12 protein-coding genes are annotated in these 11026 nt (G+C 67.9%); all 12 read right to left on the reverse strand.

The window, feature by feature from the left end:
• On the reverse strand, positions 1–261 hold a 261-nt coding region (locus HMPREF3086_RS00740; RefSeq protein ID WP_070719711.1), incomplete at its 3' end, for a transposase.
• On the reverse strand, positions 258–2030 hold the full coding sequence (locus HMPREF3086_RS00745) for an ATP-binding protein (RefSeq protein WP_070719712.1): 1773 nt from the start codon (positions 2028–2030) through the stop codon (positions 258–260). The genes HMPREF3086_RS00740 and HMPREF3086_RS00745, both read right to left, overlap by 4 nt.
• A complete protein-coding gene (locus HMPREF3086_RS00750; protein ID WP_070719713.1) occupies positions 2030–3526 on the reverse strand; it encodes an SCO6880 family protein in 1497 nt (498 codons plus the stop codon). Before HMPREF3086_RS00750 ends, HMPREF3086_RS00745 begins: the two co-directional genes overlap by 1 nt.
• A gap of 17 nt (positions 3527–3543) precedes the next feature.
• Positions 3544–5208, reverse strand: coding sequence for a hypothetical protein (locus HMPREF3086_RS00755; RefSeq protein ID WP_141763936.1), 1665 nt, complete (start codon positions 5206–5208; stop codon positions 3544–3546).
• On the reverse strand, positions 5205–6026 hold the full coding sequence (locus HMPREF3086_RS18260; RefSeq protein ID WP_141763937.1) for a DUF8175 domain-containg protein: 822 nt from the start codon (positions 6024–6026) through the stop codon (positions 5205–5207). The genes HMPREF3086_RS00755 and HMPREF3086_RS18260 overlap by 4 nt, the downstream gene beginning before the upstream one ends.
• The gene (locus HMPREF3086_RS00765) at positions 6023–6649 is read right to left on the reverse strand and encodes a DUF8175 domain-containg protein (protein ID WP_070719716.1); all 627 of its coding nucleotides are present in this window, start codon (positions 6647–6649) and stop codon (positions 6023–6025) included. Before HMPREF3086_RS00765 ends, HMPREF3086_RS18260 begins: the two co-directional genes overlap by 4 nt.
• Before the next feature lie 21 nt (positions 6650–6670).
• On the reverse strand, positions 6671–6967 hold the full coding sequence (locus HMPREF3086_RS00770) for a hypothetical protein (protein ID WP_132064165.1): 297 nt from the start codon (positions 6965–6967) through the stop codon (positions 6671–6673).
• Positions 6968–6972: 5 nt separating this feature from the next.
• On the reverse strand, positions 6973–7272 hold the full coding sequence (locus tag HMPREF3086_RS00775; RefSeq protein WP_063935013.1) for a hypothetical protein: 300 nt from the start codon (positions 7270–7272) through the stop codon (positions 6973–6975).
• 42 nt (positions 7273–7314) lie between these two features.
• Positions 7315–7956, reverse strand: coding sequence for a DUF6668 family protein (locus HMPREF3086_RS00780; RefSeq protein ID WP_132064164.1), 642 nt, complete (start codon positions 7954–7956; stop codon positions 7315–7317).
• Positions 7957–7988: 32 nt separating this feature from the next.
• Positions 7989–9488, reverse strand: coding sequence for a cutinase family protein (locus HMPREF3086_RS00785; protein WP_070719718.1), 1500 nt, complete (start codon positions 9486–9488; stop codon positions 7989–7991).
• A 176-nt stretch (positions 9489–9664) separates the two neighbouring features.
• The gene (locus HMPREF3086_RS00790; protein WP_141763939.1) at positions 9665–10405 is read right to left on the reverse strand and encodes a DUF8176 domain-containing protein; all 741 of its coding nucleotides are present in this window, start codon (positions 10403–10405) and stop codon (positions 9665–9667) included.
• Positions 10406–10445: 40 nt separating this feature from the next.
• Positions 10446–10775, reverse strand: a complete 330-nt coding sequence (locus HMPREF3086_RS00795) for a hypothetical protein (RefSeq protein ID WP_070719720.1) — start codon at positions 10773–10775, stop codon at positions 10446–10448.
• Positions 10776–11026: the final 251 nt, after the last annotated feature.

An 11026-nucleotide genomic window follows, 5' to 3' on the forward strand; every position in this document is an offset into this window, starting at 1 on the left:
CCGCAGATTCCCATGAATCACCCGGGCTAGCTGCGCTCGAAGGGCAGCGTTCTCGGCTTGCAGCGCCCGCAGGGTGGACGAGTTGTGCGCCTGCCACGTCCCCGCGGCGACCGACCAGCGGCGCACCGAGTCGCGGCTGATGCCGAACTCGCGGGCGACGACCTCGGCGGCGGCTGAGGTCGAGGGGAATTGGGGCTCGAGCTCTGCCAGCCGCGCGACCACCTGGTTGCGGAAATCGGCGTCGTACGCAGTTGAGCTCATGCCGGCACCGCCTGTCCGGAGGGCACGCCATCGAGCAGTTCGCGGAAGCGCACGTTCGTGTCGTGGATGTTGGTTTTCCGCTCGGTCGCGGTCAGCAGAACCTGCACCGGGATCCCGGCGGTGCCGTCCTTGGAGGACTTGAGCATGAACTTGCCTCGCCCCAGGGGTGGCTTCTTACGCTCGCGGGTTTCGGTTCGCTCGATCGGCGCGCCCTTGGACCAGGCGGTGATCATCGCTGTTTCAGCGTCGGTGAACTGGAGGACGCCCTTGAGCCGCTCCAGCTCGCCGGCGGGAAGACCGCCGCAGATGACCATGCCGGCTCGCTCGATGAAGCCCATCGCGGTCTTGACGTCGACCTCATTGGGCAGCGTCTCCAGGTCTCGGCCCGTGTGGGTGATCATCAACAGGCCGGTGCCGTCCGTGCGGTTCAGGCGCGTGAGCTCGTCGACGCGCTGCACCATCCCCGCCCCGGCGCCCAGGGTCGCCCACATCTCGTCGAGAATCGCCAGGAAGTAGCGCTGCGGCGCCAGACCGCAGTCGGCCAGCACGTGCGCGGCCTCCATCGCTCCATAGGCATCGGACCAGCAGGCCAGGAGCACGCCCGCCTTGAGCGACTGGTCTCCTCGAGCGATCGCCGAGACGTCGATGCAGATCGCCGGGGCGTCGAGGTCGATCTTGGTGGTGGTGTGCTCGGCGAATACCTGGCCCATGACGCCGTCGGTCAGCGACTCCAGCGTCTGGACGAGGGTTCGGACCGTGCGCCTGTACTCCGTTTCGTCGGCGACGAACAGCGCTCGCCGCAGGTCGGCGTTTCCGGATCGGATGTAGTCGATCAGGTCTCGCAGTAGCGGCGGTGAGGCGAAGGAGAACTTGCCGCCCTGGCGCATCTCCCGCAACGAGGTGGAGATGACCAGACCCTCGAAGTCGGCCAGCGGCCGACCGCGGATCAGCTCGGCCAGCGCCACGACCATCGTGACCTGCCGCGAGTGCACCGACTCCTCGGTTTCGGTGATGGCCTCGGCAAGGCGCGTGCTGTCCTCGCCCCGGTCGCGGAGCTCGTCCAGATGGGCTTGCATCACCGGGATCGCCTCGCCCAAAGCGCCGGCGGCCAGTGGGTTCAGGTGCCCGTGCCCATGTCCGAGACGGATCACCTGCCCGCGCTTTCCGGCTGGGGTGACCATCGCATCGGTCACCGCCACGTACTCGCCTTTGATGTCCCCGGCCACGATCGGCACATGGCCCTGGGCGACCGCGCCGATGAACTGCTTGCGGATGATCGTGGACTTGCCCAGCCCGGGCAAGGAGAGCACGAACGCCGACGGGTTGCCGATGATGCCGGCGCGGAACCACGACAACACGTCGCCGGAGACGTCCTGGCCGGTCTGTGCGTGAACCCCCAGAGGGACGCCGACCGCCGGGGCGGTCGCCCCGACCACCCACGGGTTGAAACCACAGCCGTAGTTGGTGGAGGTCTGGGTGGCGGCCGGGGCAGAGACCACTGCCATCCGCCCCGAGAACGCGCCCTTGAAGCCGCGGCCGTCGAGGGAGGCGTAGCGATTGGTGAACCGGGGCTTTCCGTAGCGGAGCTGCGGTGCCTGGCGGGCGGTGCGCGCCTGCTCGGCCCGCTCGGGGTGCTCGTCGCACCACCGCTTGTACGCACGGCCGGTTCGTGTGTGCGGCCAGGGAGGGAGCTGATCGCCGGCGGTGATACGGGCGTGCAGCTCTTCCAACTCTGCCGGCCCGACGGGGGTCTTGGTGCGCCTGGCCATCACTCCGCCTTCGCAAACGAGGAAATCGTGGACTTCTGATCGAGCAGCACGCCCAGACCCAGCGCGGCGGCGAACGCCGCATCCTGCTGGCCGTTGGTGGCGTGCAGCCGAAGCTGAGACCGGTTGCCGAGCTGGCCGATGATCGCCGAGCCCTGGTCGAGCAGTTCAGGGTTGCGCAGGGTGAGCGTCACCAGCAGCGAGTACTCGCCGAGCTGGCCGCCTCGGGCCAGCGCTTGCCGTGCGGCCTCGGTGCGCTCCAGGCGCAGGCCGGCAGAGGCCTTGCCGATCGAGCGGGTCTTGTTCGCAGCGTTGACCGCGTCGGTGTGCTCCTTCTCGACCTGCCTCACCCCGTCCCCGGCGGCGATCGGGCGGTAGATCAGCGTCACGCGCTTGCGGGGAATGTCTGACTTCGGCTCCAACAGGGGCCGCAGGACGTGGTCCGGGAACGCGGCGGCCGGCGGGGCGGCCATCTCGAACGAGCGGGACACCCAGTCTTCGTGGCGGTAGTGATTCCACTTCGCCACGGCCTCGGCCGGGCCGGCGTCGTCCCAGTCCACTCCGAGCGGCTCGCCAGACAGGCGAGCGCTGTTGATGGTCTCCTCCAGGTCGGGGCGGTAGCAACGCAGCGCCAGCCCGATCGCGTCCTCCGGGTTCATCGGTGTGGCAGACACTCCCGCGTACTCGAGCCGCTGGTACAGCCCGGGCAGCCGGAAACCCAGATCGGTGGCCATCGCCTCGGGGTCCTTGCGCTGCATCGCGGTGGCAGCCTTGAAGGTGACCGCGATCCACGACCGCGTGACGAGCTTGCCGCGAGCGAACTCCACCGCCGACTCCGCCTGGATGCGGCGGGCGATCTCCGGGGTGGACTCGCTGACCGAGTCCTTCACCGCGGCGATGAGATCCTGCCCGGTCGTCGGGTACGACTCGACGGTCACCGTGGCCGCCACGACGTCGTCGTTGAGCGACAGCTCGGCGAGCCAGGCGCCCCACTCGGCGGTCATGTCGTTGCGGTCGGCCACCGTCAGCGGCTCCTGGCCACGTGAGGCCGCGTCCAACAGGACGGTGTACTGGTTGAGCGCGCGGTCTCGGATGAGCGCGAAATCGTTGCCGGCCACGTCGCGGCCGACGTGCAGCTCGGTCTTGGCCAGGGCACCGGGCAGCCGGTATCGGCCGCCAGGTACCCGCGAGTTAGGCCCGGACCGGTACACCGTGGAACCAGCGGCCTGTGCCCGCCAGAATTGCCAACGCATTTGAGCCACCTCGTAGAGAGTTCGATTACCGATACGCAGTACTGCCGGGGCCAGGTACGCCACCGCCAGCACCGCAATGAGCGCTCCCGCGCCTAGTCCGCCCTGCATCAGCACCAACATCGCCACGATGAAGGCGATCCCGGCGATGATCGTGGCCCGCAGCGGCAGGCCAAACATGCCGGTGCGCTGCGACTTCTCACCCAGCGTGTACAGCCGTAAGTCCGTTGCCTCACCTGATGCAGACACCAGTGATCTCCTTGCCGTCAGCGGTAGTGGTGGGGTGTCGGGTGAGCTGCCAGCGCACCGTCGATCATCTGCTCGGTCGTCTGTGTCGCTCGAGCCGTTGTCTGAGCTGCCGTCGCCACCGCGCCCACGCCGGCGGCAGCGAAGCCCGCTACGGTGCCGGCGCCGCGGGCCGCACTCGCCACTGCCCCGCCGACACGGCCCGACGAGCTGGGGCCCGTGCCCGAGGAGCTCTTGCCTCCACCTGATGCGCCGCCCCCCGAAGGTGCCGACGGACTCGGACCCGAAGAGCCGGCCGCCGGCGGTGACGACGAGCCTCCCGAGGAGTGCGGGCCGAGATAGGCCGCGCCGTTCGCGGCACTCTGGCCTCCCGAGCCGGACGACGACGTTCCACCGCCAAGGCTCTGCTGGACGTTGCCCAACGCAGCGCCGGCGGCGCCGGCGACAGCGCCCGTAGCTCCGGCAGCGGCGGCGCCGATGCCTGCGGCGCTGCCACCGGACACCGAGGCAGACACCGCCGGAGCGACGACGCGCATCAGCGCGGGCAGCACGAGGCCGGCGGCGGCCAGCAGCAGCATCGAGGAGACCGCCTCCATCATCGACGGCTGTTCTGTTCCCGAGCTGAGCCAGAACGCCACCAGGTACAGCAGGGTCGCCACCGGCTTGAACAGCAGCGCCGCGACGACGAACCCGATCATCGACTTGAAGGCCTGCTTGCCGGTGCTCAGCGCGAACGACGCTGCCGCCAGCGGCAGCAGACCCACCACCACCACCAGAAGGCCCTCGCGGATCACTAGCGCCACCATCTGCGCCAGAGCGCCCAGCAGCGCGAACACCACCATGATCAACACCGCGGCCGGCCCGAGTCCGGTCTCCTCGTCGATGAGCGCGACCGCGTTGATCTTGGCCTCTGGATCCCCGCCCAGACCGTCGGTGAGCCACTGAACCGAGACCAGGTCGGTGGCCATGTGCAGCGACATGATCACCGCCGGCAGCGCGGCCCCGGCGAGGATGAAGTTGAAGACGAGCTGTCCGACGTCCTCGAACCCATCACCCAATCCGCGGTTCCGGGCGACCGCCATCCGTGCCCCCGCGATGATCAGCGACACCACGAACAGCAGTACCTGCGCCCACAGCGTCAGGTTGAACACTCCTGCCACCGACGACCGGAAATCTGGTGCAGTGGAGGGGGATTCAACGTCCGCCACCGACTGCTCGAGGTCCTCGTTCGAGAAGGGTGACTCCTTAATCCACATCGTCATGATCAGCGACAACGCCTGAGCATTTCCCTCCAGGAGGGACTTGACGAAGTCTCCGATCGGATCGCCCCAGAACGCCGAGGCGGCGGTTGAAGCAGCAGCCTCCAAAGCGTCGCCTGGGTGGCGTACCGCGCTGATTGCGTTACACGTGCCGCTGGCCACGGTGTTTCCGAGCTGATTCAGGGCACCGTCAAGGAAATTGCTGGCTTCATGGTCACGAGCGCCGCCGTCCTCGCCGGTGAACGGGTCCGTGTCGATGAATTCACGGCACTCGTGATAGAGCTCTTGAAAGCTGTTCTGCGACTCAGGTAGATCCTGCGCTGTTGCAGGGCCGCCGAAGGCAACGATCGCTGTGAAGGACGCGACTAAAATGGCCACGCATCGGCGGATCTTTAATGCAATGTCGGTCGGACGATGGCGTGTCATAGCCACCTCACCCACGAGTCATCGAGAGCTTCAACGTTGTAGGCATCTGTCTTGACGATCACCCAGTGATCCCCGCGCCACGCCATCGAGACTCGAGTGACTGAATGCCGGTCGGCGCCCTGCGCCTCTTCGGGAACAGCTCCTAGTGCTTCCTTCAGCGGAACATCAGCGGTTTCGACAGTGCAGAAGTTGTCGTCGCAGGCGCGAACTTTGAACCACGAGGGCGCCAAATACCCCGTGGACATGTAGTCCCGCATCTTCGACTCGTCCTTGGCTTCGATCTCGTTGATCATCGTCGGGGACAGCTGCGCGAAGGCGTCCGGGAAGTAGTACTTGAGGAAGGCCGTGTACTCCGGTCCTGCCGCGATCACCCGCGCTCGATGTGTCATCGCGAGCAGGCCAGCGCCCTGGGGCGAGCGTGCAAACCCTGTGAGGACGCCGTCCTCGATTCCGGTAGGTCCGTCACTTGTCGAGACGCCGATCGTTACGCCTCGGGCCACTCGCTGCAGTTCTAAGCCCGCCGGAGGGCCTACCGGCTCAGTTCCCGCAGGAAAGTCGCCCGGCGATTCCGTTTGCGCCAATGGCTTGCCGGGGACCTGGCCGACATCGAGTACCCGCCTGCCCATTGCGTCGGGTACTAACTCGCCGGTCTGATCGGGTGGTGAGCTTTGCAGAGACGCTGCCGGCGGCGGTTCGGGGGCAGCTGTCGCAGTCGTGTCTTCCGAAGGGTTTCTGGTGAGCGAGGCGACGACAATGACGAGGGTGATGATGGCCGCCGCTAGGAGAGCCGCGGCAATGGTCCAGGGGCGCTTGTTCACTTTGCTTCTGCCTCCCAGGTGGTGAAGCCCTCGAGCGTCTGAATCTCGGAGGCGTCGATGTCGTCTTCCTGTGTGGGAAGCACGAGCTTCCAGTCCGCTCCTGTCCACGCCAACTGCACCGGGTAGGCCGTCAGCAGGGGCTCCTGTTCTCCCGGCGCAGGCGGTGTCGATGTAGCCAGCAAGACAATCGCCTTCTCAGGCGAGTAGTCGGTGACCTTGAACCCAGTGAAGGTGGCGGCCACCGACGGATCGACGGCGCCCGACACGCTCATCAGCACGCGGGCTTGCTCCCACTGGTCCCGGCCGGGGCCGGGAGCGGTGACCGTGCGCACCACTTCGGGCCACGTGGAGTCGGGCGCCGTGGCAAGGGCTGCTTGCCCGTTCGCCGCCGCCAGAGCCGCGCCTTGCGGGGTATGGCTGTACCCCTGGGGCGGAGACGTTCGCGCCGGCCCGTCGGCGCGGGAGGTCGGCACCTTGAGTCCGGCTACGTTCCGCCACATCAGATCCGCCGGGGCAGAAGCGGTGTCCACAACTGGCGGCTGCTCGGTCTGCTCATCATTTGAGCAGGCGGTGTTCGCCGTCAGCAGCAGCGCCACCGCCGCAGCGGTGAGAACGCGTCGCATCTTGGACAACAGGGACTCCTTCTAGATGAATACGTCGGCGAAGTGGCCAGCAGTGGCGACGACCAGGCAACCGAGGACGACCTTGATGGCGATGGCCTGGATCGAGGGGCCGTACTGGTCGATCAGTCGGTTGTCGACCGTCAGGAGAGCCCCGATCGCCATAACGCCGGCGACCACGACGGCGGTGGCTCCCCACTTGACCCAGCCGACCGCCTGGGTGAACCGGGTCATCGCCTCGGGTGGCGGGGCGACAGGGCTGGTCGGAGGTAGTACTACCGCCGGGTCCTGCGCCAGCACGGTCACCACGTCGGTGAGCACGGCGGTTAGGAGACCAGGGCGTTGACGATGGGGCCGGCCAGCATGATCGTCAAGCAACCGCCGATGATTCCAATAACTCGACCTTGGACCTCGTCACCCCGCCCCGCTGCCCGCGCCATGACGAAATATGCCCCCGTGAACATCACGCCCAAGATCCCGACGGCGATGCAGCCCCACATCGCGTACGACAGTGCGGTGTCGACCTTGTCGCCAGCCCCGGGGATCTCCATCGGGGACAGGTTCTCGCCGACGGCGATAATGTGCTCGGCCACCGGGGCGGCGGCGTGAATCGTCTCGACAATCATGGCGTTCTCTCCTTGGGGTGAGGTGATGCGGTTGAGATGGGGTTAGGGCTTGCCAGGGCGGTTGCGCCACTGCTCGCCCGCGGCGGCGAAGACCTCCGCGGCAGCGGTGGCGACCGATTCTGGGACCGCGTCAGTGGGCGCTAGCGGCCGGGCGAATCGCTTAGCCGGTGGCGGGGTGTAGTCCGGGGTCCACTGCGCCAGCTCGGTCGGCTCCGAGGTCAGCAGCTCGGGAACCCAGTCGATGTGCCAGCTCGCCCCGGCAGCGGCGGCGACGAGCTCGCGGCGGCGGGACAGTGTCAGGTCCGGTTTGCCGGGGGCTGCGGCGACGGTGACCAGACCCAGCAGCGAGCAGCCACCGACCTCTCCTGCCTGGTGCTGAAGGCACAGCCGGTGCGCTGCATTGAGGCCGACCGTGTGCATTCGTGCGACGACGACGACGAACGGCGCTTTCTCGGCGGACGGCCAGCCTCGCTGACTGTCTGCGGCCGGCGCCCACATGGATTCCAAGGTCGACACCCCGGCCCCTCCGTGGGCGCCGAGCAACCAGATCACCGGGGTCCGGCTGTCGGCGGGGCGAGGAACGGGTGTGTCCCACACCGGTGCGCGATCTCCTTCGGCTGGCACCGCCAGCCACCCGGGAACAGCCTTAGATGTCGGGTGCGGGAGTTTGTGGGCGCTGGTCATGCTCGCCTCCTTCGTCTTGTCCCTTGCGGGCGTCACGCGGTCACCGAGGCCAGGGCCTCGGAGAGTCCGGCGATGTCGGCGGTCTGCGACGTCGCCGGGAGCTTGGACAGCTGGTCGTCCCCGGCTCCCGACCGGATAAGGGACATGCGGTCGGCATCCGTGGAGTGGCTGATCTCGCTGACCGGCTCCATCCCCCGGGCAACGGCGAGGTCGTTGGCCGCGGCCAGCGCCCACTGCTGGGTGATCGCCGCCGGGGACTGCCCTGATGCCGTAAACGGGGTGCGGTCGTACATGCCGTGGGCGTCGATCGCGTTCCAGGTCTGGGTCTGGGTCGCCAGGTCGACCAGGCCCGTCGTATCCGACACCGTGTGCTCGATCTCGCCGATCACCCGCTGCAGACCGGAGTCCACGGTTGCGGGAGTGATGACCTCAGACGCCGCAACCGCGAGCTGGCCCACCAGCACCGCTGCCGCCGCTGCCGGGCTCGCTGCGCCGGCCACCGCGATCTGCGCGATGTTCTCCGGCGTCAGGGTCTTCTTCGCCACGGTGATCGACGCTCCGAGCGCCATCCCGGCCAGCTTGGTCCCGGCTTCCACCAGCAGTGCGGTTGGGTCGGTCGGGTTCTTCACCTGGGTCGGATCGGAGTAGCGCGCCATCCGCGACAGCGTGGTGTTGCCTCGGCTGGCCGGGGCGATGGTGAAACCACTTCCGTCGGAGTACTCCACGTCTTCGGCGATGGTCTCTGCGGCCGTGAACAGCACCGACTGCCCCGCCACGGTGGCGACGTTGACCAGCGCACGGATCGGGTCTCCCCCGGTCTCGCTCTGTCCGGCGATGTTGGCTACGACCTGGAACAGATCGGAGTCGGGCGGGGTGTCGCACGCCAGGTCCCCGGGGACACAGAACGAGGCGACTCGATCGGCCACCGCACCAAAATCCGGGGCGGACGTGTTCGGGGAGATGCCGCGCCCCTCCGGCCGAGGGGCACCTTCACCCACGCTGATCGCTGACACCGCGGCGCCTTCCGTGCCCGGCACCGCCCCCGGAGTCGTCCGGGACGAGCCCTCCTGGAAGATCGGGGCGCCCTGAGCACGGGTGGGATCGCTCATCAGTGCCGCACCGGCGAACTGCTCGGGAGTGACCGGCCCGGCGCCGGCGCCGATTTCTCGAGCCAGCGCCGAGGCGACCTGGGCGCCCTGGCTGTAGCCGGAGACGAAGATCTTGGTCTCCGGGCATCGCTCGACCGTCTCGGCGATGAGCTTTCGCCCGTTCTCTATGCCGACGGTGACGCTCTCGGCATAACTCGACTGATCCTCTGAGGGGACGAAGCCTCCGAAGGATGCCGGGTACGGCACGTAGGTGCGGCTCATACGCGCCTGGCCATCGGCGTTAGCCGCTCTGACGGTGGGACTCACCACGCGAGCCATCCATCCCGTGTCCGCGTCGGTCTTGGAGTTTTTCGTTGACTCCGTCGTGCCGTTGACCGCCACGAGCTGCACCAGCGGGCACTCATCGCCCTCGGGCAACGCCACCTCCGAGGTCCCTCGAGACGAGGTCGGGACCGTAGCGGTTGAGGTCAAAGGTCGAGCCGTGGTGGCGGAGGGGGTAGCGCTAGCCGTGGTTTGCGCCTGGACCCCTCCCGCTTGGGCCACCACTGCCAACGATGACGCCGTGATGACAGCGCCGATCCTTGCCACGTTCCCCGGCTTCATTCGCTCGCTCCTTCAGAGTTCTCTTCGATCGAGACGATCCGGACCTCCCCGTTTTCACGGGTGGTCGTCACGCGCTGGTAGTAGGTCGTTGCGCTGCCGTCAGGAGCGGTCTCGGTCAGCTCGACCACGGCGTCGTTGCCGTCGCGCTCGATATGCAGGCAGTGCGTTGTCCCGCGGGCCACTGAGTCGATGCCCTCCTGAAGGGCATCGAGATTGGTGATCGGTGAATCCTTCGCCAGCAGTGGCTTGATGGCGTCGGCGTCTCTGGCGACGTAGTAGGCGTGCTGGAAGGCCAGGACTACGCCGGCGGCGGACTCTCGGTCGCCTTTGCCGTTGCCCGTCACTGTGGTGGCCGACTCGGAGGACTCGCACTCCGATTCGGCCACCACTTCGTCGCCGCCCTGTGGTGCGGTGGTCGCGGTCGTGGGGACCGTCAACGTCGGGGAGGCCGACGTCTCGGAGCCAGATAGGAGCGACGACAGCATCCAGGCGCCGCCCCCGATCGCTAGCAGTACCGCCGCGACTGTGCCGCCGAACAGGAGCTTGGTTCGCCTCCGGCCGCTATCTCGCGCTGGCGGGGTTTCGACAGCCGCGGGAGCGGTCTCGGCCTGGTCGAACCACTCGTCGTCGGGCTCCGGGCCTCCGGCCACGGCTTCTAGGTGGCGGGGTTCGTTGCGGTCGTCAGCAGAATTTGACGACTCTGAGAACCACTCGGGCAGATCGTCGTCGCGGCTCATTTCCACTCCCCTCGATCGGTGCGGCGATCAGTGCGCGGGGTCAGTTGAAGTGGACCGGGGGGACGCCCGGGATGTTCAGGTTGTTGATCGACCCGGCGACGTGGTCCTTGGCCTGGTTGATGGAGTCGTTGATCCCGTTCTGGACGCCGAGTGCGGCGTGCGGGTTTGAGTTGAGTGCGGCCCCGCCGGCGCCGAGCGAGGCGGCTCCACCGGCGGCGCTTCCGGTGCCAGCCAGGCCGGCGATCGCGGTTCCAGCGGTGGCGACCGGGCCGGCAGCAGTCGCCGCGGTAATGACAGGGGCGGCGATCGGGCCAAGGGTCGCTAGCGCGGCGATGATCGCGCCGGAGATGGCAGAAGCGGCGGTGAGCATGGTTGTTCCTCTTTCTCTACGGGTGGGACCGGCGACCGGGCGGCCGTCAGCCGATGTGAAGCTGCTTCGGAAGGATCGGGGCCTGCGGCACGACGGGCGCGCGGCCACCCAGGTCGATCGTGATCCCCTGCGGCGCGGGTGCCGGGGCAGGAGCCGGAGCGGCTGCCGGGGCAGGAGCGGGCGCCGGAGCGGGTGCAGGAGCGGGAGCCTGTCGAACCGGAGCCTGCTGCACTGGGTACGACGGGGCCTGC

The sequence above is a fragment of the Dietzia sp. HMSC21D01 genome, assembly GCF_001815995.1.
In the GTDB taxonomy this organism is placed as follows: domain Bacteria; phylum Actinomycetota; class Actinomycetes; order Mycobacteriales; family Mycobacteriaceae; genus Dietzia; species Dietzia cinnamea.

What these genes read in the sequence shown, in the direction of transcription:
- HMPREF3086_RS00745 (WP_070719712.1), bottom strand. Translation starts at nt 2,030, where the DNA reads ATGGCCAGGCGCACCAAGACCCCCGTCGGGCCGGCAGAGTTGGAAGAG.
- HMPREF3086_RS00755 (WP_141763936.1), bottom strand. Translation starts at nt 5,208, where the DNA reads ATGACACGCCATCGTCCGACCGACATTGCATTAAAGATCCGCCGATGC.
- HMPREF3086_RS00765 (WP_070719716.1), bottom strand. Translation starts at nt 6,649, where the DNA reads ATGCGACGCGTTCTCACCGCTGCGGCGGTGGCGCTGCTGCTGACGGCG.
- HMPREF3086_RS00775 (WP_063935013.1), bottom strand. Translation starts at nt 7,272, where the DNA reads ATGATTGTCGAGACGATTCACGCCGCCGCCCCGGTGGCCGAGCACATT.
- HMPREF3086_RS00780 (WP_132064164.1), bottom strand. Translation starts at nt 7,956, where the DNA reads ATGACCAGCGCCCACAAACTCCCGCACCCGACATCTAAGGCTGTTCCC.
- HMPREF3086_RS00790 (WP_141763939.1), bottom strand. Translation starts at nt 10,405, where the DNA reads ATGAGCCGCGACGACGATCTGCCCGAGTGGTTCTCAGAGTCGTCAAAT.
- HMPREF3086_RS00795 (WP_070719720.1), bottom strand. Translation starts at nt 10,775, where the DNA reads ATGCTCACCGCCGCTTCTGCCATCTCCGGCGCGATCATCGCCGCGCTA.